Annotated in this window: 15 protein-coding genes and 2 pseudogenes; 12 read left to right on the top strand and 5 right to left on the bottom strand. The window is 35.7% G+C overall.

The genetic code is table 11. From position 1 onward, the window contains the following. Positions 1-2: 2 nt before the first annotated feature. Positions 3-1,997: a hypothetical protein gene (locus GILLI_RS01080; RefSeq protein ID WP_006987265.1), complete on the top strand. Its 1,995-nt coding sequence runs from the start codon at positions 3-5 to the stop codon at positions 1,995-1,997. Continuing rightward, positions 1,994-5,989, top strand: a complete 3,996-nt coding sequence (locus tag GILLI_RS01075) for a DUF2194 domain-containing protein (protein ID WP_006987264.1) — start codon at positions 1,994-1,996, stop codon at positions 5,987-5,989. Before GILLI_RS01080 ends, GILLI_RS01075 begins: the two co-directional genes overlap by 4 nt. Before the next feature lie 203 nt (positions 5,990-6,192). Here the strand turns inward: GILLI_RS01075 and GILLI_RS19095 are convergent. After that, positions 6,193-7,443 (bottom strand): annotated as a pseudogene (locus tag GILLI_RS19095) (YaiO family outer membrane beta-barrel protein). Between the two features lie 205 nt (positions 7,444-7,648). Here GILLI_RS19095 and nirK point away from each other — a divergent pair. The 4 genes and pseudogenes from nirK to GILLI_RS01045 all read left to right on the top strand — a co-directional run. Beyond that, the gene (nirK, locus tag GILLI_RS01060) at positions 7,649-9,115 is read left to right on the top strand and encodes a copper-containing nitrite reductase (protein WP_006987263.1); all 1,467 of its coding nucleotides are present in this window, start codon (positions 7,649-7,651) and stop codon (positions 9,113-9,115) included. 18 nt (positions 9,116-9,133) lie between these two features. Then, positions 9,134-9,922 carry a formylglycine-generating enzyme family protein gene (locus GILLI_RS01055; protein WP_006987262.1) on the top strand — a complete coding sequence of 263 codons (789 nt, stop codon included), beginning with the start codon at positions 9,134-9,136 and terminating at the stop codon, positions 9,920-9,922. 114 nt (positions 9,923-10,036) lie between these two features. Beyond that, on the top strand, positions 10,037-10,645 hold the full coding sequence (locus GILLI_RS01050) for an SCO family protein (protein ID WP_006987261.1): 609 nt from the start codon (positions 10,037-10,039) through the stop codon (positions 10,643-10,645). A 261-nt stretch (positions 10,646-10,906) separates the two neighbouring features. Continuing rightward, positions 10,907-12,019 (top strand): annotated as a pseudogene (locus GILLI_RS01045) (alginate export family protein); the annotation flags it as partial. A 90-nt stretch (positions 12,020-12,109) separates the two neighbouring features. Here the strand turns inward: GILLI_RS01045 and GILLI_RS01040 are convergent. After that, entirely contained in the window at positions 12,110-12,844 is a 735-nt protein-coding gene (locus GILLI_RS01040) for a bacteriorhodopsin-like (protein ID WP_006987260.1), read from the bottom strand. A 108-nt stretch (positions 12,845-12,952) separates the two neighbouring features. Between GILLI_RS01040 and GILLI_RS01035 the strand changes: the two genes are divergently transcribed. Then, positions 12,953-13,834, top strand: a complete 882-nt coding sequence (locus GILLI_RS01035; RefSeq protein ID WP_006987259.1) for a Brp/Blh family beta-carotene 15,15'-dioxygenase — start codon at positions 12,953-12,955, stop codon at positions 13,832-13,834. Positions 13,835-14,688: 854 nt separating this feature from the next. Here GILLI_RS01035 and GILLI_RS01030 read toward each other — a convergent pair. The 3 genes from GILLI_RS01030 to GILLI_RS01020 all read right to left on the bottom strand — a co-directional run bounded on the left by GILLI_RS01030 (position 14,689) and on the right by GILLI_RS01020 (position 17,676). Continuing rightward, complete coding sequence (locus tag GILLI_RS01030) at positions 14,689-15,969, bottom strand: hypothetical protein (RefSeq protein WP_006987258.1); 1,281 nt, start codon at positions 15,967-15,969, stop codon at positions 14,689-14,691. 684 nt (positions 15,970-16,653) lie between these two features. Next, positions 16,654-16,857 carry a hypothetical protein gene (locus GILLI_RS01025; protein WP_006987257.1) on the bottom strand — a complete coding sequence of 68 codons (204 nt, stop codon included), beginning with the start codon at positions 16,855-16,857 and terminating at the stop codon, positions 16,654-16,656. A gap of 201 nt (positions 16,858-17,058) precedes the next feature. Beyond that, positions 17,059-17,676 (bottom strand): SOS response-associated peptidase, encoded by a 618-nt coding sequence (locus GILLI_RS01020; RefSeq protein ID WP_006987256.1) that lies wholly within the window; start codon positions 17,674-17,676, stop codon positions 17,059-17,061. An 827-nt stretch (positions 17,677-18,503) separates the two neighbouring features. Between GILLI_RS01020 and GILLI_RS01010 the strand changes: the two genes are divergently transcribed. From GILLI_RS01010 to GILLI_RS00990, 5 genes are all read left to right on the top strand, one after another. Beyond that, positions 18,504-19,190, top strand: a complete 687-nt coding sequence (locus tag GILLI_RS01010) for a hypothetical protein (protein WP_156798604.1) — start codon at positions 18,504-18,506, stop codon at positions 19,188-19,190. 471 nt (positions 19,191-19,661) lie between these two features. After that, positions 19,662-20,816 carry a porin gene (locus tag GILLI_RS01005; RefSeq protein WP_006987254.1) on the top strand — a complete coding sequence of 385 codons (1,155 nt, stop codon included), beginning with the start codon at positions 19,662-19,664 and terminating at the stop codon, positions 20,814-20,816. Between the two features lie 260 nt (positions 20,817-21,076). After that, positions 21,077-21,718: a hypothetical protein gene (locus GILLI_RS01000; RefSeq protein ID WP_006987253.1), complete on the top strand. Its 642-nt coding sequence runs from the start codon at positions 21,077-21,079 to the stop codon at positions 21,716-21,718. Positions 21,719-22,034: 316 nt separating this feature from the next. After that, the gene (locus GILLI_RS00995) at positions 22,035-22,553 is read left to right on the top strand and encodes a DUF2141 domain-containing protein (RefSeq protein ID WP_006987252.1); all 519 of its coding nucleotides are present in this window, start codon (positions 22,035-22,037) and stop codon (positions 22,551-22,553) included. A 644-nt stretch (positions 22,554-23,197) separates the two neighbouring features. Continuing rightward, complete coding sequence (locus GILLI_RS00990) at positions 23,198-24,010, top strand: hypothetical protein (RefSeq protein ID WP_006987251.1); 813 nt, start codon at positions 23,198-23,200, stop codon at positions 24,008-24,010. The last annotated feature ends 135 nt before the right edge of the window (positions 24,011-24,145 follow it).

The following is a 24,145-nucleotide window of genomic DNA, read 5'->3' as shown; positions in this document are numbered from 1 at the left end:
ATATGTTTTTAGAGCCCTACCTACTCTCCGGTCCTTTAAGGATAATTTTTTTATTTGCATTAACCCTGTTTATAAATAGATTAATTTCTACTAAAATTTCTGCACTAACAGCATTAAATTTTTTAATTCCTGTAATTACCCTGGTACTTTCCTCTGTGTTAGTTGGAAGTTTTATTTTGGTTTTAACTTATACCTTTGATCTTTTTGTTGTAATTAGCATTGCTATTACGCTTATTATCCTAACTTTTATGAAACTGGATTTTACCAGACCCATAAAAGATCAGGTACAAAGAATCTATTCCCGCACCATTCTATATGTTACCATTAAACTTGAGAAACGGAAGAGTTTTTTAGACAAGGACAATTTTATTAAGCCCACATATAAAAACAAAGATCAGGGATTATCCCGATACCATAAAAATTGGCAATTAGCTATTGGCTTTTCGTTACCGGTAATAACATACATTTCAAGAAATTCACTTTTCAACCAAGATATATACACCCTCTCATCAAGTTGGTTCAAAGATCTTGACATCATAAATGGAATTTCTAACAATCAATGGTTCTTTCAGGCTGGTGAAATGATGGGAGATTATTTGCTTATAAATCTCTATTCTAAAATTACCAACATAACTTACGCTGAGGCGTTACAAACATTTGGTGTTTTAGAATCTGCTTTACTTTCTTTAATAATATATTGGGTTGTTTTTAAAATTTCAAAAAAACATTCTTCCGGGATAATTTCGGGTTTAAGTTTTGCCTTGCTATATTCATTTCTGCCATTTAATATAGAATTGCTGGCAGAACATAAATCGGTTTTTACTGCCTTAGTTATTGCTTTACCTACCATGTTTTTCTGTATTTATCCACAAAGTTTTCGTTTTACTAATAAATTCAATTTCAGCTGGATAATAGTATTATTCAGTGCTGTATTAATGATTGATCTATTTGTAGGTGTTTTACTAGTATTCCCATTTTTACTGCTTGTTCTATTTTTCAAGTTCCGGCATAATCTAAAACAAAGTTTGCAAACATTATTTGCTTACCTGGTTTCGGTAGTTTTAATAGGAAGTATTTATGGTATTGCAGCATTGATTAAAGGTGAGGATTTTATTGCTTTTATAGTTTCTAATCTTTATTCTTTCGATGCCTATACCTATAATCCAAATTTGGTAATTCCATTTAGTGAGCTTATGTATTATTACCAGATAACCGGCGTTTTCTTTTTGCTTATCACCGTTTTTAATTTTATTAGAAAGCCGCTTAAATGGATTTCTACCATCGTTTTTCTTACCTTCATAAATCTTTTATTCGGCGTTTATCAGTTAAATGAAGCTGTGGTAGATAGGGATATATTAAGTCAGGTACTTTGCATATTTCTTCCCATATTCTTCGGAATTGTACTACACATTATAATTGATTCCCTTTCATTCTTCAATCTCGCGCCTAGACGCGCGATAGCTTTAGAAGTGAGTATGGGTGCTTTAGTTATTACTGCTTTAGTATTTTTAACATTTACTCCCGCCACTAAACTTAATTATGAAAACGATAAAACGAAGAACCTAATCTTTGAGGTGTATTCTAAAATACAATCACGGAATTTACCTTATTCTTATGCTGTGGTAAATTCTTCGCAATATTCTAGTTTTAGTAAAAACAGTCATTATTATTATGGCTACGATTATTTTAACAATAATTATATCTCACGTGACCGACTTTTCAATAGGCATAAAGATGATGCACAATACCTTAGTAATAATCCAAATGTTATCCTACCTCAGGCTTTGTTTGTCTTTATTTATACCAATTCTGAAAAAACCAATTCAATGAAGAAGCAATTATTCAAAAATCAGCAAGATCTAACGCTTCAAAGGATAAATCTTTTAATATCAAAAGGAAGGGATGTGGTACTTTATTACCAAAATAAGGATCTAGACGTCTACCAAATAGTAAATAAAAAAGGTTCCAGTAATATTAATGAACTACTATTTCAATGAAAATTATTTTACCCAAAAAAATCCTGAAGTTTATTTTTTTATTCTTGTGTTTTCTCACAGTTGCAAGCTGTGAATTAGATACGATAAATAAGAAAATAACAGGAGATAACCCCGAGGTATTATATGATGAAAACAGCAACATGCCTTGGGTATCCTATATTTATGAACCCGGAGATGTTTTAAATGAAAAAAACAAGAATAACGTTAGGAAAGCCCTTAACTATGCTAAGATCCCCTATGGAGAGATTAATCTTAATGAATTTAACAGGGAGCAAGCCGTGCCGAATTCAGTTAAGGTGATAGTAATTTACAATCTTGCCTCTTTGAATGAGCCTGCAATGAATTTTCTTTTAAATTTTGTTTCTAATGGTGGGCACATATTCATCCCCACAGTCGGAGCTAACAAAAAGTTCGGGTTTTTAGCGGGAGTTAAAGGAGATGCAAATTACGAGATTGATACAATTTCGCAGGGTTATAAGTTCAAAATAAATTTTCTTCCAGCCCTTAAGGACAAGTCATATAAAAACCTTACTAAACACTATGGACTGAAAGCTGAAAATTTCAAGAAAGATATCAAAGTTTTAGCCACTTCAATTACTGAGGAAAACTACCCTTTAATAATAAAAAACGAAATAGGTAAAGGTTCGGTAATTGCCATAAATACCGAGCAATTTTCTGAAAAACAAGAAAGAGGATTATTCTTTGCTGCTATTCTGCAGGGTTTAGAGGGTGTACCTTATCCCATTGCAAATGCATCAAGTATAATGTTAGATGATTTTCCGGCACCACTCTACAATTCTAAAATGGAACCAGTACAATCAGAAATGGGAATTACTCAGGCAAAATTTTATACCGAAGTTTGGTGGAAAGACATGCTTAAACTGGCAAAAAAGTATGACATACATTACTCGGCTTATGTATGTTTTGATTATTCTAACCAAACCTCACCTCCATTTAATTTTCCCGAGTGGGAGCAGTCTGTCATAAAAGGTTCCAATGTTGGAAATGCGGCTGACAGGCTTATGATAGACTTTGAGAAATCTTCACATGAAGTGGCACTGCACGGTTATAATCACGCTTCCCTTACACTTGAAGAGTGGCCGAATAAGAACTATATGGCTTTAAGTCTTGAATCGGTTAAAAAGCGATGGTCAGCATTACGTTATGGCACACTACCAGTATCCTATGTTCCGCCTTCTAATATTATAGATAGTATTGGTTTTATTGCACTAGAAGAAAATATTCCAAGTATTGTTTACAACGCAAGTATTTACCTGGGTGATTTTGAAGAAGGTGGGTACAGAGAATTTGATCCTGAACCACTTAATTATCATTTTTTTAATTTTCCGCGAATTAGTAGCGGGTATGCAATGAGCACGTCGCAAGAATTCAACCAACAATCTTTGTATCTCTTTACCGGTATTTGGACGCATTTTATTCATCCGGACGATATTTATCAGATTCCAGGGGAGGAGCCCCTTTTAAGCGCCGGTGATTATACCTTGAGAAATGCGAACTCTTATGGGTGGAGAGTATCACAGGACGGTTCCCCAGGATTATTTCCAAGATTCGAGAATTATATTAAAAAGGTTAAAGAAACCTTTCCATTGATTCGTTTTTTAAAGGTTTCTGAAGCGGCAAAAATCACAAAAACCTGGAGGGAAATTCCTTATGAATTTACAGAAACCGAAAATAATATCCTGGTAGCCGCCAGTATTGGAAATTCGGCTAAGGGCGAAAACTATTGGTTTTCTTATGTATCAGAAGCAAATAATAAGAATATGGAGCGTTATCTGAAAGATAGCAATACAAACTTTACTAGAACCCCTTTTTTAAACGGATTTCTCTTTAACATCGAAACTAGGGAAAAGGAATTAAGCTTACCTAAGTTTAATGATTATCCAAAAAAAATGCATGCTTCAGTAATACAGGATTACGAATCCTACCTGCTTATAGAACCAAAAGAAATCCTCAGTGATAATGATAACGAAATTTTGGAATTAAAGTCTAGAATTGCACAAACCAAGAAGTTTCAGCGCGAGGTATGGTTGAAATTATTTCAGTATTTGGGCTGGAACGATCGTCAAGACGAGATTTGGCCCTTGCTGGAAAGAAAGTATACCCAGAACAAAACTTCTGTATATATAAATCTATCTGAGGAATTTACCAAGCAAAGCGATTATCCAAATTTAGAAACCAGAAGGCGCTGGATGCTAAGGCAAATAAACATGCATCCTGAAAGTGTTAAACTTAGAAGAGATTTTATAGGTTATTTTGGTAGCGATACTGAGGTGCAACTAAGTGCAGAAGAATTACTAAAATTAATAGAAGATACAAAATTAGGCGAGGAAAGACTTTCTATTTTGTTATTACTAAATGAAAAATATCCGGAAACTGCCTTTAAATTGGTCAAAAACATTATTCCTTGCCGGGAAGATTTCAGGGAGGCGGCTTCTACTATTTCCTGGATTTTTGCAGATGCTCAGGATTATAAAAAAGCTATTTTATGGTCGAAATGTAGCAAAAATATTACAGAAAGTATAGTGGACGATTGGCGGGTTCAATCAGGTGAATATGAGTTTTTAAAAGAACGGAATTTTTCGCTCTATATAGAATATCTTATTGCGGCAAATAATAAGAAGGCGGCACAGGAATTATTGGAAATAAGGGCTTGTACGGAAAACCTAAAATATTTGGCCACCACAATTGCATATACTTATGCCGGGCAAGGAAGTTACAGGAAAGCCTTAGAATGGTCTTTATGCGCAAAAGATTTTCCTTTAGTAGAACGTATGTATTGGTTAAATTCTTTGGGTAATTACAGCGAAATAGAGCGTTTATATACTAATTATTCCGGAGGGAATAATGAAGAAAAACTGACTGTTCAAGAGTTTATGGTCGAATTTTATATGAGCCGTGGGGACATTGTTAATTCCTGGCAAATGGTTTCAGAATTAGGAATTTCAACAAATAACGATCGTTTTAGAAATCAACTAAACAAAGATGTAGTTTATTTAAAACCTGATCAAAAAAGGTTTTTATTAGAAAAGTATCCTATACTTTTTTATCCGGAAGTCGCCGAGCAAATAAAACAAAACCTGAGGATTGCTGAAGGGGATTTTATTAACATTGGTAGCAATACTATTAGTGATAAGTTAGATCTTACATTTTTTGATGCAGAAGCAGTTTATGGGATACGAGATAAAAAATTCAACCAGCATCAATTTGGCGTGAGTCGCGGTGCTGCATATGAGATCCCCTCTCAAATAGAATTAGAAAATAATAGTGACATAAATTTATACGGACTTATTTATAGATTTAAAAACCGGGAAAGAATAGAAAAGTTAAATTATGGTTTTGGTACCAGGTTAGAATTCAGTGATGTGGGCAAAGCTTATTTTCATATACTTGGTAGCGCTTCTTTTGCAAAAGACAGTCTCTACAGTTCATTTCAATTTTTTAGAAAACCGGCCATAACGGGACCCGCGTATCAATTAGATATTTATCAAACCCAATTCAATATTTATGAAGAGCTTCAATTTAAAGAAAAATTTCAGGCTGTTTTTTATTTAGAAGGGAATCATTATAATGATGATGATGTTTTGGATGTGCAGGCGCTTACCAGCTTGTCCATGGATTTCAAGTTGAATAAGAGAGCTAAATTTAGGACTTATACAGAAATTTTTGGAATGTTGGGGAATACCAGCAGGCCGGGCGGATATCCATATTGGACCTTGGATGAAAGGTTTTACGGCGGTTTGGGGATTGCTTATGAATATTCAAATGAAAAGAATTTCTGGAAGGTGAATCTTGATGCAGGATATTTTCTTGATACTTTTTCTGATGAATTTCAACGTTACAGAGGAACTGTTTTATGGCCAATTTCTAAATACCTGCATTTTAATACCCAATTAGAATTTTACACCTTAAAAAACTTTTATTCCAATAGCTTTAGTTTTGGGTTAAAATATTTTCTTAAAGAAAATGATTAGGGTTTCATTTATGCTATTGAATGTTTTTTGAATTTGGTGTTCCCAACGTAGAATTTCTATGAGTAATTTGCATCATTGTTTTCGGATACCTGGTGCTTATTACCTGGACTACTGCTATTTTATTTTTACCTGTGTTTATTTAAGGGTGTATCTTTTAGACTTAATACCAGCACCACAACTTAAATTTTCAGAAAAAATATTTTCTAAAAGCGATACCGATATCCCAGGGTTCCAATAAATTGATTCCCTTGGTTTTCCGGGGTGATATCTTCAAAAAGATATCCTGCTCCCAACTGAAAAATGTGATGGATTCCGAGGTTTTTTTTAATCCCAAAATTGCCGTAATAGGCTTCCAGAGCAGGATTCTCCTGAACCTGTGTGAAGATGGTACGTTCATCCGGAGAAATTCCATTTCCTAATCTCAGGAATAAATAATTATCGGCATTTTTAAAATAGTACCGCACATTTGCCTGGTAATTCTCAACCAGATTACCTTTTCTTTCGGGTCCAATAAAAGTTCTTGCATTTAGGTAAAACTTCCCCTGATATGCTGTAAGACCTATAATTCCTGTCTAATAAGCGTTATCGTTAAAAAACAGCATCCGACCACCTGCTTCTGCTTCAAATACTTTTGCGAAATTGTAAAAAACCGAAGCACTGGTTCGCACGTCGGGGAACATAGTCCCATTAGAAACTCCAATATTTGTAAAAGTATAAAGCCGGTCACTAAAAACCGGATAAGCCTCCAGCTCGTATAAGGTCCCCTGCTGATAACTTCTATCTACATAGTTCACCCGACCAATAACGGCCGTACGGTTAAAATTATGTTGATATTCAGCACTAATGCTATTCCACGAATCATTCCTGGAATAGTCTTCACTGAAATTTATATATTGGTAATTTAATCCTATTTCATCAGAAACAGTTCTATTCAGCAATGTCTGTAAAACATAGCGATCGGCTCCTGAAATTCCCTTAATAGCAATAAGTTCCATCGCAAGGGCCCGTGCTTCTTTACGTTGTTTATCTTTTAAAAGCGCCTGAGCTTTTCTAATATTTAATGAGGTATCTTCGGGATAGACATGGCTAAGCCTATCTATAAAATTAAAAACCTCTGTACTATTCTCGAATTTATTGATCCGTTGATACACCAATGGCTTAACATCCACATACTCCGGAGCTTCTTTTAGTAAATAATCCAGATCGGAATCAGCAGCCTGAAGTTCCTCCAAAGCCCAGAGATTCCGTATCTGTAATATCCGGATATCGTGATATTCTGGGGCGAGTTCAAGTCCGCGTTTGGTAAGTTTTAGGGAGGCAGAATATGCCTCATTTTTATAGGCTTCCAATGCACGTTGGTAAATAATATCCGAATTGGTTTCAGTGATTTCCTGAGCTTCAACCGTAAAAGAAAATATAAAAACTCCTAATAGGCAAAGTATCTTATGATTCATAGTGGGGTTTGAATGATTCGAGTCAAATTTAAATGAATAAATAGATATCTCCCATTTTTCCTGTAGAAGTTTCTGGTTGATTATTTTTTTTACCAAAGTTATCTTTTTGAAGATTTGAATCTGATTTTGAGTTGAAAACTGACTATCGTCATATTGTAATCGGACAATTTTATCTTTTTTTGTATCATAGATAAAACCTAAACCAATGAAAAGTATCAATCAGCTCAGTAAAAATTCAATCTTCAAATTTTATCTGGCACTTGTTTTAATTTTGGTAGTGCTGCTAACGCTTTTTTCCTGCAAGCCCGAGGAAGCGAAAGCTGAAGATATTCGAGTAGAATCAAAGATCCAGGCCCAACTTACTTCTCCTCCCTTTGTTCCTGCGCCTGTTGGAGCAAGAAAGGCTGCAAACCTTGTGGTGGATATGGAAATTATAGAAATGGAGGGAGAAATGACCGGAGGAGTTAAATATGTGTACTGGACATTTGGCGGTACTGTCCCAGGGAGCTTTATTCGCACCAGAGTAGGGGATGAAGTGGAGTTCCATTTAAAAAATCACCCGGACAACAAACTTCCGCATAACATCGATCTTCACGCTGTCACCGGTCCTGGAGGAGGAGCAGAATCTTCTTTCGTTGCTCCAGGCCAGGAAAAGGTGTTTTCTTTTAAAACCTTAAATCCTGGATTGTATGTATACCATTGCGCAACAGCGCCCGTGGGAATGCATATTGCCAATGGGATGTATGGTTTAATCCTGGTAGAACCCAAGGGAGGTTTGCCACCGGTAGACAAGGAATATTATGTGATGCAAGGTGATTTTTATACCGAAGGAGATTATGGAAAACCAGGGCTCCAGGCATTCAGTATGCAAAAAGCAATCGATGAGCATGCAGATTATGTGGTGTTTAACGGTGCCGTAGGAGCCATTAGCGGGGACAATGCTTTAACTGCTGAAGTAGGTGAAACTGTTCGGTTATTTGTTGGGAACGGTGGTCCAAATCTGGTATCTTCCTTTCATTTGATAGGGGAGATCTTTAATAAAGTATATGTTGAAGGAGGGAGTATGGTAAATGAAAATGTTCAAACTACTTTAATTCCTGCCGGAGGTGCCGCTATAGTAGAATTTAAAGTGGAGGTTCCAGGAACATTTATTCTTGTTGATCATTCTATCTTCCGTGCCTTTAATAAAGGTGCCCTTGGAATGCTTAAGGTTGGCGGAGATGAAAATGAGAAGGTATATTCTGGAACCCAATTGGAAAAAACATACTTGCCTGAGGGGAGTGTGATCCAGGCAATGCCTGTGGCCGAAAAGGGTAAAGAACCTCAAAATGTGCCCGATAAAACCCTGGCAGAGCAATTGGTTCACGGAAAACAACTTTATGCCCAAACCTGTTTTGCCTGTCACCAATCTGCAGGACAGGGAATTGCAGGGGCTTTTCCCCCTCTTGCAAAATCAGATTATTTGAATGCAGATGTAGGTAGAAGCATTAATGCTGTTCTTTACGGATTAACCGGGGAAATCACTGTAAATGGTGATAAATATAACTCGGTAATGACCAGCCAAAACCTTACCGACGAGGAAATTGCCGATGTTATGACCTATGTTTATAACAACTGGGGCAACAATAAAACAAAAGTAACTCCTGCGATGGTAAAGGAGCAAAGAAGGTAAATTTTAAAATACACCAGGATGCTCAACTCGAAATTAAATTTAGTATTACTAACAGCTATATGGTTCCTGAGCCAGCAGTTCTTTGCTCAGGAGCAAAAGGAAGACATGGCTTATGTTAAAGGGGGATCCTATATTCCCCTTTACGGAGCCGATTCTGTCTGGGTTAAAGTAGATGATTTTCTTTTGGATCCATATCCGGTGACAAATGCTGAATTTTTAAAGTTCGTACATGAAAACTCTGAATGGAAAAAGTCTGGAATAAAAAAGCTCTTTGCAGATGAACGCTATTTATATAACTGGAAAAGCGATTATTCACTTGGAGAGAATGTTTCTGAAAAGGCGCCGGTAACAAATGTTTCCTGGTTTGCAGCCAAAAGATTCTGTGAGTGCCAGGGAAAAAGATTACCAACTTTAGATGAATGGGAATATGCAGCAATGGCCGATGAAGATACGCCGGATGCCCGAGTGAAGGAAAGTTACAATCAAAAGATACTTTCCTGGTATGAAACTCCAAAAACCTTTGAAAACAATGTTGGAAGCACCTTTAAAAATTACTGGGGTGTGTACGATCTCCATGGACTCGTATGGGAATGGACGCTGGATTTCAACGCCGTGTTGCTTTCCGGAGAATCAAGAAATGACAGTGATACAGACAGGAATTTATTCTGCGGTAGCGGATCAGTAGGCGCGACAGATCTTATGAACTATGCAGCTTTAATGCGGTATGCATTTCGTGGAAGTATTAAAGCACGTTATTCCATTAAAAATCTTGGTTTTAGATGTGCCCGGGATGCTCAAAGTTTATAGAGCTACTAGAAAACGTGAATAACCAATGTAAATTTTGTTCCCTTATTCGGAAAGCCGGGTTAACTGATCCTGAAAATTTCAGGTGAACTTTAAAAAAACATTAAAAATTAACCGATGAAAAAAATAATATATTTCTCTTTGCTAACACTGTTCCTGGTTAGCTCCTGTAAACAATCGGCAAATAAAGAGATCGAGGAGATCGCTCAGGAACGTTCCGAAGGAATTTCTGAAATGTCTGTTTACAACCTACCAGCTACCTGGACCAATCAGGATAATGAAGATATTCAGCTTAAGGATTTGGAGGGAGATGTTTTGGTCATGGTGATGATTTATACTTCCTGTAAAGCTGCCTGTCCCAGGTTGGTTGCCGATATGCGGAATATTGAAGAGAAATTGCCGGATGAGGTCAAAGATGATGTGAAAATGATCTTTGTGAGCATAGATCCTGAAACCGATACTCCAGAACGTTTAAAAGCCTTCGCGAAAGAAAATTTCATGGACCAGGACCCCTGGATATTTTTGAGATCTTCAGAAGAAAATACCCGGGAATTCGCCGCGGTGTTAGCCGTAAATTATAAACAAATTACCCCTTTGGATTTTTCACATTCCAATATTATAAGTGTTTTTAACAGGCAGGGAGAGCTGGTTTTTCAACAAGAAGGACTTGGAGTAAATTCAGATAATACAATTAGAAATATCAAAGAAACCGTAAGTGAAAGGTAATTACTCTTTTAAGTTTTGATTAAGCATCTATTCGAAAGATCCTCTCACACAGGGGAATGATTATTTGGATGTTAATCCTGTTAGCTATCGGGAGTCCGATAAAACAATAATATAAACAGATGAAAAGATATTAATCCTGTTTGTCACTATCCTGGCAGGACTGCCCTCTATTGCACAGGAATTTGATGTTTCCCTTCAACTAAGGCCCGTTTTGAATATAGAAATGGATACAAAACCCTTTTAAATGAGGGACAGGATGCAACTTCATTTGTTTCTCAGCGTTCCAGGTTAAAACTGAATTTTACAAATGAAAAACTTCAGCTTAAATTTTCTGCTCAAAATATCAGGGTTTGGGGAGATGTTCCCACGATGACCGCTACCGATAAAAATGGGATTGCTGTTTTTGAAGCTTTAGGAACTTATTTGGTAAGTCCCGAGCTTAGCTTCAGCTTAGGACGACAGGTATTGTCCTATGACAACCAGCGTATCTTTGGGGAGGTAGATTGGGCTCAACAGGGACAAAGCCACGATGCAGCTCTTTTAACCTGGTTACCCGGCGAAAACCAACAATTGGATCTTGGGTTCGCATTGAATTCAGATAATGAAAACTTGTTCGATACTCCTTACCGGGTAAACAACTACAAAAATATCCAGTTTGCCTGGTATCATCTGGATTTCGACAAATCTAAAATCAGCTTTTTATTGCTGAATACAGGATACGAATTTCCGGTTTCCGAATCTAGGCAGGAATTACAGTATTTGCAAACGGGTGGTTCTTATTACAAATTCAGTAAAAATAATTTATTTGGAGACTTTTATGGATATGCGCAACTAGGAAAGAAGGCCAACAGGGATGTTCAGGCCTGGAATCTTGGAGGAATAATTAACTATAAAATTTCAGAAACCTGGAGTATTGGAGCAGGTGGAGAATATCTTTCGGGAATCGATATGGGAACTACCTCTGAAGATCTCAGGTCGTTTACACCTCTTTTTGGGACCAACCATGCTTTCAATGGACTTATGGATTATTTTTATGTAGGGAATCATCAGAATTCAGTAGGACTAACAGATCTCTACGGGAAATTCACCTATACTTCAGGGAAATTCAATATTTCGGCGATCCCACATGTATTTTCTACCGCAGCCACTATTCACGATACGAGTTTCAATAAAATGGATTCTTACCTGGGAACCGAAATTGATCTCACAGGCAATTACAGGGTAAATGAGATGTTTTCAATAGCGATGGGATACTCGCAAATGTTCGGGACTAAAAGTTTAGAAATTTTAAAAGGAGGAAATTCAAATCAGACTCAGAACTGGGCGTGGCTGGCAGTGAATTTTAATTCGGACTTGTTTTCAACCTCCAGGTAGAACATAAGTTATTGATAAACAATTCTTGGAAATAAAAAAAGGAGGGTGCTATATATTGCACTCTCCTTGATTTTACTGTAATATTTAAAACTAAACTACCTCTTTGGAAGAAGCAATTATGGCCAGGTTGTAAATTACCAGTCCAAACCCAATCTTGTTGACAGCATCACCCAGATTATAAATCACATCCAGGTTCAACCCGCCGAAGATCCCTTCGTACCAACCTGGAGTTCCGGCCATATATCCTACGGGATAAATTGCCCAGCCCACCAAGACAAACCAGCATAACACTTTGTGGGCAGATAGGACAGCCCCTCCTGCTTCCCGGGCAAGTTTTTTGGCTTGTCCAAGCCAGATTTCATAAACGATAGCGAAATAAGCTATCCCTGAAATGAGACCCCATAGCCAGGCATTGTCTCTGTTAATAGCTTCTCCCACGTACCCAGTTACTAGCATCACCACTGAAAAGAGGATCAATCTCCACATGAGAGATTTTTTTGCTCCTGCAACTTTCAGGATAAGGTAAAACTCAACGCACATTAAAGGCACGGTAAGTACCCAATCAACATACCTGAAGAAAGTAGGAGAATCGGCGTACTCTGCCCAATAATCGCGCATGTAGAAATAATGCACTGCGGCAATAAAAGTAATTAGCCCAGATACTAAAATCGATGTTCTCCATTTTTTTTCAAAGGAACCCAACGATAAAAAGAAAAACACTGACGCAGCCAGCATAGCCATACCACTCACGAAAAAAGAAAATCCTACATAGTCTGTAGGATCAAGTTGGGTAATAAGCGAAAAAGAAGAAATAAAATTCATCATAGCAAATAATTTTTATTTTGTTAAACAATTATAGGATAAAGTTAAACAAAAAATTTATTATCTTTATAATAAGTTTTTTAATTTTTTTAATTATTTTAACAATCAGGCATGAAATATGGTAATTATTTAATTGTTGCAACTTTTTTCAGTTTGTGGATGTCTGGATTCTTAACCCAGTCTCAGCAACAAACAATTGCCCTCATACTTATTCTTAGTCTGGGAGTTATTCACGGTGCACATGATATTTTTATTACCAAAAAAATGTTAAAGGAGAAATTTCAATATTTCAGGATACTGGGACTTTATCTTCTTTCTGTGGTTTCCTTTGCCTTACTCTATACATTTAGCCCACCGGTTCTTATGGCTGTATTTGTTTTTTTTAGTGCCTATCACTTTGGAGAGCAACACTGGCTGGATACAGTTGTGAAAAAGGGGATTTTGGAGATAGGTTTTGCGTTTTGTTACGGGCTGGTCATTATAGTTTTACTATTGAGAATTAACTTTTTGGAAACTGAACAAATTTTAAGTGAGATGTCTTCGTTTCAACTCAACAAAAACCTGCTTAATATAATCTTAGGTTTTGCATCCATTGCACTTGTAGTGTCTTCCTGGTTTCTTAAAAGCTCCAGAATTCCAATTAAAAAAAGAATTTTCAGGGAATTGGTCGTCCTCGCGGTTCTTGCTGTTATTTTTAGCCGTTCCTCTTTGGTTTGGGGATTTGCAATTTATTTTGTTATCTGGCATTCAATTCCTTCTATTTTATCTCAGTTAAGGTATATGAACGGCAAGGTGAGCTGGAAAAGCTTTTTTAATTATCTAAAAGATTCTACCTTATACTGGTTGACGGCTTTGACAGGGCTTTTGGTACTATTTTATTTCGCTAGGGGTGAAAAACAAATTTTATTGTCTATTTTTCTCCCTTTCATAGCGGCCCTTACTTTTCCGCACGCTTTAATTATAAGCCATATGTTTAAACGGACACCTAAATAATATTTCACGTTTACGTTCTTCAGGGTTAGCTTGTTATTGAACGGGAAGCAACAAAACTTAATGTGTAGGATATTCATACTTATGTTGTTGCTTCAATTGTAAACCTGGAAAAGTGAGTTAAAAAAAAACTGAGCGAGGGAACATGTTTTCTAAAGGTTCATTCAAAAATGAGAGTTAGGGTGTAAGCCTGTAAAGAATTACAACAAATACCGTAAACAGAAGATTACGAAACCCAAAAATAAAATGCTTCCCAGGATTAGGAATCCATTAAAAAATAGGCGGTCTGAGTTGACTTTGCTTAGGAAATGCACTATAAGATCTTTTTTGTTAGTTTGTTTTTCTTGTGGTTCCATAATGACATCCATATTTTGCAGGTACAAGTATCAGATCCCAACAATGATCAAGAAAGAGACCATAAATTTTCGTCAGCATTCTACATTTTTCCTAAAAACGCATGTTTAGAAAAGGAAATGCTCAGTCCTGAATAATAAAATAATGGGCTACTATCCCTCTATGTTAGAGGGTTATTGTCTTGATAAGAGAATAATTAGGAATTATTAAACGCTGAAATTTTTTGCTACACTTTAGCAATTCCATTATTTAATGCTGGCTTCTCTTTCAATAGATTTTGGCCGCTTTTTCCACAGTGAGTAGAGAAGTTACACAAGGTAACTTAGGGACCCCCTCAATTCGTAAAACCGTGTTTTTACCATGGCTAATTTTTCTCTGTGAGTTGAAGAAAATTTTACTACTTACTCCACTTATTAAACAACTCAATACAATTTAACCTGCAACGGCGAACTTGATGTTTTTGAATACCAGCTAATTAAACAAGATCCAGAAATCAAGGTTTTTTAGTCGGGTTCCTCAACAATAGTTTTGGAACCGGGATGGTTCGTTCTAAGAACACTTAATGCGATAAAGAGAATACCTAAAACCAAAAAGCCACTAAAAACGAATAATGCCAAATAGTAATTTGAGATCATTCCGCTTCCAAAATAAAACATTCCTCCCTGGATAAACAGCAATATTTCGGTTGTTATAAATCCAAGTAGAAACGAACCTGTTCCGTATTTAAGCCAGGTGCATTTTAAATTTACCAACGGACTTTCAAAAAGATAAGCCAATAAAAATCCGCTTATTACCCCTAGCATAAGCAAATGTATAAACCCAATCACGAAGTTTCGAATTTGAGCTGAAAGGGCCGCGATTTCAGGTAGGAGGGATGTACTTTGCATTCCTGTTTTCAAAATCAGGCAAATAAAAGCGAAGCCAATCATCAATTTCGCCAGGCCAGACATTTTAGACCAAAAAAATGTCCATTGAGATTTCATCAACTTGATAAAGATTATTGCAGCAATTAGTTGCAATAGGATTCCAGATGCGTTGATCCATAAAAAAACCGAATGGGAAATATACCAGCTTATTGGCAAAGCCACAGTTAAAATGGTAGCAATTACAAGTAACTTGAAGAACAGTTTGAAATCCTTCGGATTTGTCTTAACCCCCGAAAGGTGAAAAAATTTGAATAGAACTGCTAAAACCGCGAAGAGAAACCATCCATTAAACTGGAAATGTAAAAAGAACTGAATGGCTATATTGTAAAAAGCAGACTGGCTTCCCAGGGTAGCGACTGCAGGACCAAGGCACCAGACACCAATTGTGGAAAGGAGCATAAACAATAGAGAAGCCTTTAACAATAGCCTTTCTGATAATTCTTTTGTACGTAGATCTTTCCACAGCAATTTCACAAAATAATAACTGCAGAAAATATGCAGGGTAGAAAAGCTTATAGAAATAGCCGCATATCCCTGAAAAGGAAAACTTAACATCATTCCAATTACGGCAAATTGTGTAATCCAGAAAAGCCGCGTGTAAATCAGTTTTTTTTCTGGAACAAAATAATAGGTTAGGAAGGCGTAAAGCATTAAATATATCCATCCGAGCATGGCAACATGTGAATGTGCGTGGGTAACATAACGGAAATTGATATCCAGCGTATTTACAAATTGGTACCGCAACAAAAGTCCCAGTAGCGCGGCGATAAGGAAATTGATTAAGGCTGTGAGGATCCAGGATTTCTGCATCAAGCTAAAGTATAAATTATATGCCCGATATCCTTTTTTAGAAATCATTTGTTTCTAATGGATCTCGCATTTAAGTATAAACTAGAGCTACTTTATTTGGGTTTCATTGCAAAGGATGTCTGGGGATAAAAAGCGGAAAAACGAATCCCTTGCATAAGTTCTATACAACCTGCCGCCCCGACTAATCGTACTCAAACGGAAATATAAAAACTATTAATCTATTGACTTTCAGTGTTTTTTTTGTGGGATTATTTGATATGGTATGATTTCGCCTTGTTTAGTGAACACAATTTTGTTGTTAATTCACTATCTCAAAAATACATTTTTGGGTTGATTTGACTTTCGAATTTAAAGCGCTATTGTTTCAATTAAAGACACTAGAAAAGACGAATTTTAATATCTTTTTTACCTCTTCGGTGTTATAATAAACTTTTATAGAACCTTTGTATTCATTAAAAAGTAAAATATCGTTTTGTTGAAAAATGGCATTCTCAGGAAGGTTTTGCGTTAATACCTTGTAATCTTCAAATTCTAATTCTACAATGGCATTATCTGGAAAAAGCCAGGCTTCCTTGGTGAATTCACAAGTTTATTCCAGCATCTCAATAAGAGAACCAGAATGTTTGCGAATGACAGATGACACTTCATAAAGACAGGAAAGCTCTTTTACTCGCTCTTCCAGCTTTTTGGGATAAAGAAATTTCGATTGGCATTAAAAAGCTATTTATCGAATTAAAGATCTGGAATAGCTATCATTTTTCCATTTTTCGATTTCCCTAAAATCACCACATCCTTGTTTTTATATTCTTCAATAGCGAGTTTAAGTTGTTCTTTTGTGTCCCTTCGAATTTTGACACCGGTTCTTTGATTTTTATTGCGGACTTCTATATAAAAGCCATCCCTTAAATCTTTAGGTTTTGTGGAAGGTCTTCCCATAACAGGTTTTTGCTTTAAATATAAAAAAACTTATTTTTACAAAGGTAAGAAAAGAATAATATAAACCTATGACACCATAAGTATTTCCCAAAGCCCGCCCAAACGATACGGGCAGGCTTGTCCGAACGGTATGGGTTGGTTTGCCCGAAATGAATCTCATTCAGGCAAGGCTGCCTTGAATGTCAGTCATACATTTAACAATTACACTTCTACCGCCTCCAGTTCAACATCGTACGGGAAAGTAAAATTTTCCACTTCCCCGCCACTCAACCATTTATTTCTATCTTTTTTTTTTAGCACTACCGGCATTCGTTTTTTGTTGTTGTGTATCCTACTCATCAATTCGTTGGCTTGGGTAGTAAGGATGGAGTAGGAGTTTATAAGTTCATTTGTCTGCATGTTTTTCCAGCTTGAATAAATCCCGGCAAAGGCAAAAATTTCCTGATCCTTTGTTGTGATTAAATATTTCTGTTTTTCCTTGCCTTTAGTATCAAGCCATTGCCATTCGTAATATCCATTTGCGATGATGAGGCATCGATTTTTTACTGAATTCCGGAAGGCCGGTTTTTCTGTTACAGTTTCAATTTTGGCGTTTAGGGTCATCTTTTTTATTTTATCGTCGTTTGCCCAAAAGGGGATCAGGCCCCAATTATATAGTTGGATTTCACCCTGTTTTTCATCGGTGATCACTGGGGTTTTTATAAATGTGAAAGCGTTGATCTCATCCATAGGGGAATAGGCTTCGGGTTCTATAAACCGCGCTTCAAATAATCTTTCAATAGCAGATAACCTGGAATTTAATTTTGTACGGTAACACATATAAAAATTTTAGATCTTCAATTTAAGAAATTTTAGAATGTGAATTCTACCCGCAAGCGTTCAAGGCAAAACTACCTGGATTATATTTACCACCACTTATAAAGAAATCCCGGAAACCTCTAAACCGGTTCAGGAAGCAGGGATGTGGAAGGTTACAGAGAGTGGAGTTAGAGAGAAGTGTGCGTTTTTGGATATTATTTTTTACAGTAAACATTTTTTTAGTAGAAACAGGGAGTGGTATTTTTCCAAAGAACCTGCGGTGGTATTTAGGCAGCTATTAAATTCTTATTCTCCTTTTCGAAAATATCTTAAAAAAATTCTTATTTTTAAGATTTATTTAACAGAGAACCAGCAAAACCATTATTCTACAGGCTTTTGCATAATTTTAATCTTTTTTTTTAATATCAATAGACCAACCTATTTCTAAAGGAAATCCTCGTATTCTAAACCCCACAATGCACTCACAAAGCTGTCTTAAAAGTTGAACTCAACCGTTCCCAAATCGATCAGTTGGTTTATGAATTTTATGGGTTGACTGATGAGGAAATCGCCAAAGTAGAAAGTCCATAGAAGTGTGGGAATTCTTTTAGGTGGTAATGATTTCTCAAAGAATTCATAGAGAATGAATGGATTAAGGTTTTGGAGGGAAAATTTGTGGTACAAAATGAGAAAGAATTAAGTGTAATTTGGTTAATAATCAAACTGTTATTCTTGATTAGAATGGGATACAGAATTATAAAAAAAGCATTTTATAATGAGTTTTAGGTAATTTAAGACAAAAAACTGTAACAAAAAATGAAAATGTGCAACTAATATTGAAAAAAAATATGAAAAAGATACTTTTACTATGCCTAATTATTATTTCTTCTAATTCCTTGTGGAGTCAGAATAATTATGAGATTGATTCAATAGTTTCAGTCAGCATTTCTGGGGAAGATATTAAGATTGATTCTCTTCAAAATGAGAAGATTGCAATCAATTTTTATTCAATGATTGGAAATTCTGAATTTTCTGTTCAAAAAGAATTATTTGAAAACGATAGCTTAAGTATTTATGATTCTAATCTTCCATACGATTTAAAAAGTCTAGAAAAGTATTATGAAACTTTGGCTAAAAACTACGTTAAGAGTACTAATTTAAAATTAGAATCTGAAAAATTAATTGAAAATAACAGTTTTAAAGGTTTTCACTTAAGATTCACAGGCGCTAAAAAAAATAGTATTTATGAGGTCGAATATTTCTTATTAAATAGGAATATTTACATATTCTCTTATAAGAATACAGTAAAATCTGATGAAAATGATAGTGAACAGTTTTTTAATTCTATTAAGATAAATTCTGATAAAAAAATAAGTCAATTTTTAGGTAAATCAGCAATTGGAAAATCAGCATATAATCTTGGTTACAAAGTAGGTTATACCGTAGCAAAGCACCCTTCATATCTGTGGATTGGTGGAGGACTGATTCTGATTTTGATTACAGGTACGATAGTTTATTTCGTTAGACGAAAATAAAACTACTTGCAACACCTCTATAATTTATGCTTTAGTTTGAACTAGTACAAACCTACAAACATTCATTAAGTGATTTGCTGCAACCCGCTGCGTGAGGTCTCATGACCGCTGTGCAAAGTTTTCTTTTGCTTTGAGGTATCATTAACTCTCGCTACTCAAAGTCCTCGCTGCGTGAGGTCTCATTACCTCGCGCAAGCTACGATGATGAAAGAACCTGAAAGCGCCTTGAAGTCTCCTTACTTTGGTTTCCTATTGCCTTGGAACTCCTTCTCCGCGCAACTTGTTTTAGCCTTATACCTTTGAAGGAGATTGAAGCGATATTATTAGTCTATACTCTAATTTTAATAAAATTTTAGTAAGTTTATATGGATACTTCAGAAATAACGCCACTCTAATTAACCAAAAGCATCGATTGGTGACTTTTCTGCCGACAATTCCACTAAAATTTAAATCATAAATTCCTGTTATTTTATGATAAAGTTATTTTTTATAAGCGTGCTTTTATTAACCCCTTTATTGGGATTCTCGCAGATAAACGACAGTTTGGCTGAACCTGTTATCTCCATAGAAAAGACAAGCCTCTTAAAAAATATAAACATCACATTCGATATGCGCATGGAGTTTCAGGCATATACCTTTAGGGGCGGGGACCGCTATTACAATGGGATACAGTTTGAAAATGGGTTCACAGCCCTTGGGATTGCTGCAAAATTACACGAAAGGGTGAACTTTCGTTTTAGAAACCGCTTTAATAAAGGTGGCGATGTGCAATCGTTGGATCAACTGGGCAGCAATATCGAATTAGCCTACATTGACGTTAAAGCCAGTCCTTCTCTTAATATTATATTGGGAAAAACCTATGCGTTTTACGGCGGTTACGAATACGAGTTCAAAGCCATGGATGTTTTGGAATATAATGATATTCAAAGCAATGCTTTGGCATTTGTTACCGGGGCCGGCATTACTTACCAAAATTCAAAAAATCACAAATTCGGGTTCCAGGTGTTAAACTCGCGTACGATGCTCTATGACGATATTTACGGTGATGTAGTTGCAGAAAATATCCAGGAACCTGACTGGCCGGTAGCAATTGTTGGAAATTGGCGTGGAAACTTTTTCGATGGAAAAATCCAAACCATTTATAGCACGAGTTATTCCAACCAGGTAAAAAAAAGAGGGACCTATTTTTTTACTTTAGGCCATAAATACCAAAACCATAACCTTACCCTGATGTATGACTTTAATTACAGCTATGAAGAAGTGGATACCAAGGGTATTGTGACAAGTATTCTCGGTAATGACTCTGTGGCTGAAGATGTGCTGTATATCGAAAATTGGTTAAGAGCAGATTACCGCTTCAGTTCAAAATTTAAAGGACTATTAACCCTTATGACCAGCAGTGCCTATGATAACGTCACAAGTGAAAAAGACCACCTGAGAACGAGCTATGGAATGGTTCCTACCTTATATTACAGTCCATTTAAAAACATTGATGTACGGTTTTTCTTCGCTTATATCGGAAGGTATTATGATCACACAAATTATGCTATAGAAAATTTGGGTGCATCTAATTATAACAGAAATGAAGTAAGGGTTGGCTTTATTGCTCCCCTATTGTTATTGTAAGATTACAAACAGGTCCGTTGAAAAATATGCTTTAGGCTCTACCCCGGTTGGCGGTGCTATTTTATGGATGATCAGTGAGAATTTAAGAGGTCAAAAATCGCAGCGTTTCAAAGGCGGGAAATCGAAGATTCGAGGAAGTTAAACTTCGTGCTGCGAAGGGATTCCGGTGCCAGAATAAAGGTTCAGGTGCTATTTTAAAATATATTTTTGAGAGTACATTTATCAGTATGTTGCGTATAATTTAAGAAAATCGAAAATCAATGAAAATAAGTTTACTAATTGGAATTCTTTTTTGTTCGACACTATTCGCGTGCGAAAACAAGAATGAAGACCGATTTATTTTCTTTCTTCACAACAGATTTTTAGAAGAACACGATTTGAATGAATTACATCCCGAATTTGGTCGTACTGAATATTTGGAGATAATCAACGAATTTGAGAAAAGCGGATTTGAAGTTATTAGCGAAAAAAGAAATAGAAATGTAAATGCCAGAGAATATGCTGGCGGAATTGTAACCCAAATTGACAGCTTAATAAAAAACGGAACGGAACCTAAAAATATAACAGTAGTTGGAACATCAAAAGGCGGGTATATTGCTCAATATGTTTCAACTCTGGCGAGTAATCCTAATTTAAACTTTGTTTTTATAGCAAGTTTTAGAAATGAGGACATTTCCAACATGCCTGAAATCAATTATTGTGGGAATATTTTAACTATTTATGAGAAATCCGATCCATTTGGTGTTTCGGCGAAAGCCCGGATGGAAAATTCATCCTGCGACATTAAGCATTTTAAGGAAATTGAACTGGACACTGGAATGCGCCACGGATTTTTATTTAAACCTCTGAAAGAATGGATTGAGCCGACAATAAAATGGGCTAATGGAAATTTTAATCCGTAATAAAAACTGTTGCCAAAAAGTCGGTTACCAGCAAATAGCGGGCAATCGAGTAAAAAGTGATTTTAGAGACCAAATAACAAAATAACAAAACAACAAAACAACAAAACCGACAAAAACGCGTCCCTAATCCATACTACTCACGAACCAACATTGATGGCGGTCAGAAAAAGACAGTAACCAAAAATGAAAAATGAGTGAATATAAATAAGCATAAATATTAAAAATTTATAGAAAAGCAGTCATTATTTCTTCTTACAGACTTGTATTTCACCGTCAAAATTATTAAATTACAGTTCTATACAAAAAACACATTGAAATGATGAATAGTCTGCTTTTTAAGTTTTTTTCTCAAAATACTGGCCATTCTGAAATGCCCCAGATTTTCCGAAAATTTTCAAAGCTGTCTTTCTGGCTGGCTCTAAGCTTAGTATGGCTGCCGTCAAATGGGTTTTCCCAGACGGAATGCCCCTCCGTTAATGTGAAAATTCAGAACATAAGTAACAATACTGGGGTTATCGCCTGTGCGATTTTTGAATCCGGGGAAGGTTTCCCCGATAAATTTCTGAAATTCGCGCGTAAGATCATGATAACACAAATAAGCGGAACAGATGCGAGTTTTGAGTTTTCAGATATTCTACCAGGAAAATATGCCATTGCCGTGATCCATGATGAAAACTACAACGGTGAACTTGACACTAATATGTTTGGGATTCCGAAGGAAGGTTATGGTTTTTCCAGTGGTGCAGAGGTTACATTGAGTGCTCCTTCTTTTTCTGACGCTGAATTTTTATATGATGGAGGAGTTCTGCAAATGTCTATAAATCTCAACTACTAAAAATTTAGAATTACCCAACCTGTTGTTTGTATGGATTTAACAGCCGTAAGAGAAAAATTCCAAATCATATCCGAATATGCTGGAATTTGCAGTGCAAATCTATCTTTTGGAATCACCTCTTAAGACCATAAAAAGAAAGTACTGTACCGACAAACTCTGATTATTAAAGAATAGATTTTCGCTTCTTGATTATCGCAAAAAAATACTATTGGCAATAACTAAAATTAGTGTATCCGGTGCGGGACAACACGAACTCATTGTTTACTGAACTGCTTGGTTGGCGATTGTCTGAATACTACGGTTCGAATTGTGCCAGTTAAAACGGTTCAAATGATGCCATTCTTGGTTTTTTCTGAATGATATCCTTTATAAGCAACGGATCATTAAGGTTTGAATGGCAACACTTTTACAGATTAAAAACTACCTTGTCGCTATAAACACAATGGTATGGTCAATAATTAGCAGTAGACTTAGGTTTTTAGACAGGCTAGCGTTCTTGGCAATTCCAACCATAAGATACTCTAATAATTCCTTGAGCTAATGAGTTAAATTTTATGTTGGAAAATTATACTAAATTTTGCCGTTTGTCAGAATTTTGAAGTAACCCTTTTGAAATTTTCATATCTTTAATTAAGCGACCAAAAATGAAAAAATATACATTAATATTTTTACTATCTATAATCACTTTTAGTTGTAATTCCGACGATGATGACTCAATTAATAACGATAAGTATACCCAATATTTAACAGGTGATTTAATTTCATCAGACATTAATTTTATGACTGAAGAAATATACAACAACAGGATAACACAAACGCCATCTTTAAAACTAAAGTTGATTACATCTAAAATTTTTCCTTGTGTCAACTATGGAATGTCGACGACCGAATTTACAAATGGCAAAGAACTTATCATAAGGTTTAATGAAATATTAGAACCAGAAGTCTGCTTAACTGCAATTGGTCCTGCTATTTCTTATATTGATTTACCTATAACTACCGATAAAATCACATTTATAAGCGGTAATATCATCGATAGATATTCAATAGAAATTAACCAGGAAAAAATTTGTATTAGCCTTATTGAAAACAACTTTACAAGTTCATTGCACACTATAACTTTTAGAATTCCAGAAAATTCATTTGCTTATGTTTGTGGAACAAACTCAAATAATACAAGCATTTACAATGATTTTTTAACAATATTAGAGCAAAATCCTGACTTCGTTGGATTTGAATTTGAAGGAGAAGGAAGAATACCTTACCCTGAAAGTTCTAGTGGAAATTGGGTTAACCACCCTTCTAAATTCTTTATATACTCAGATTTCCAAGAATTTAATAAATTGGCTAACATACTTAATGACTTTTCAGCAGAAAATATTGTAGAAAACTCTGGTGTCACTATTGCAATTAGTAGTTGGAACAATATAAGATACTATAGTTGGATTGATAATTAAAAACTATGCCCAAATCGGTTAATCCCAAATAGCGGGTATTCCAGTGAAAAGTGATGTTTTAAAGACCAACTAACAATCAACCAAACCGAAAGGAAAGCTTACCTACTCCACGCTACTTAGGGATTAAGACCTTTA

Origin of the sequence: Gillisia limnaea DSM 15749, from assembly GCF_000243235.1 — a bacterium.
Classification (GTDB): domain Bacteria; phylum Bacteroidota; class Bacteroidia; order Flavobacteriales; family Flavobacteriaceae; genus Gillisia; species Gillisia limnaea.
Note: the sequence above shows the minus strand (reverse complement) of the source record. Positions and strands in the feature narration are given on the sequence as shown.

Bases quoted from the DNA above. Each gene is read 5' to 3' on its own strand.
- GILLI_RS01025 (WP_006987257.1), bottom strand. From the start codon at position 16,857: ATGGGAAGACCTTCCACAAAACCTAAAGATTTAAGGGATGGCTTTTAT.
- GILLI_RS01010 (WP_156798604.1), top strand. From the start codon at position 18,504: ATGAAAAAGATACTTTTACTATGCCTAATTATTATTTCTTCTAATTCC.
- GILLI_RS01055 (WP_006987262.1), top strand. From the start codon at position 9,134: ATGCTCAACTCGAAATTAAATTTAGTATTACTAACAGCTATATGGTTC.
- GILLI_RS01080 (WP_006987265.1), top strand. From the start codon at position 3: ATGTTTTTAGAGCCCTACCTACTCTCCGGTCCTTTAAGGATAATTTTT.
- GILLI_RS01000 (WP_006987253.1), top strand. From the start codon at position 21,077: ATGAAAATAAGTTTACTAATTGGAATTCTTTTTTGTTCGACACTATTC.
- nirK (WP_006987263.1), top strand. From the start codon at position 7,649: ATGAAAAGTATCAATCAGCTCAGTAAAAATTCAATCTTCAAATTTTAT.
- GILLI_RS01005 (WP_006987254.1), top strand. From the start codon at position 19,662: ATGATAAAGTTATTTTTTATAAGCGTGCTTTTATTAACCCCTTTATTG.
- GILLI_RS01020 (WP_006987256.1), bottom strand. From the start codon at position 17,676: ATGTGTTACCGTACAAAATTAAATTCCAGGTTATCTGCTATTGAAAGA.
- GILLI_RS01050 (WP_006987261.1), top strand. From the start codon at position 10,037: ATGAAAAAAATAATATATTTCTCTTTGCTAACACTGTTCCTGGTTAGC.
- GILLI_RS01030 (WP_006987258.1), bottom strand. From the start codon at position 15,969: ATGATTTCTAAAAAAGGATATCGGGCATATAATTTATACTTTAGCTTG.
- GILLI_RS01075 (WP_006987264.1), top strand. From the start codon at position 1,994: ATGAAAATTATTTTACCCAAAAAAATCCTGAAGTTTATTTTTTTATTC.
- GILLI_RS01035 (WP_006987259.1), top strand. From the start codon at position 12,953: ATGAAATATGGTAATTATTTAATTGTTGCAACTTTTTTCAGTTTGTGG.
- GILLI_RS00995 (WP_006987252.1), top strand. From the start codon at position 22,035: ATGATGAATAGTCTGCTTTTTAAGTTTTTTTCTCAAAATACTGGCCAT.
- GILLI_RS01040 (WP_006987260.1), bottom strand. From the start codon at position 12,844: ATGATGAATTTTATTTCTTCTTTTTCGCTTATTACCCAACTTGATCCT.
- GILLI_RS00990 (WP_006987251.1), top strand. From the start codon at position 23,198: ATGAAAAAATATACATTAATATTTTTACTATCTATAATCACTTTTAGT.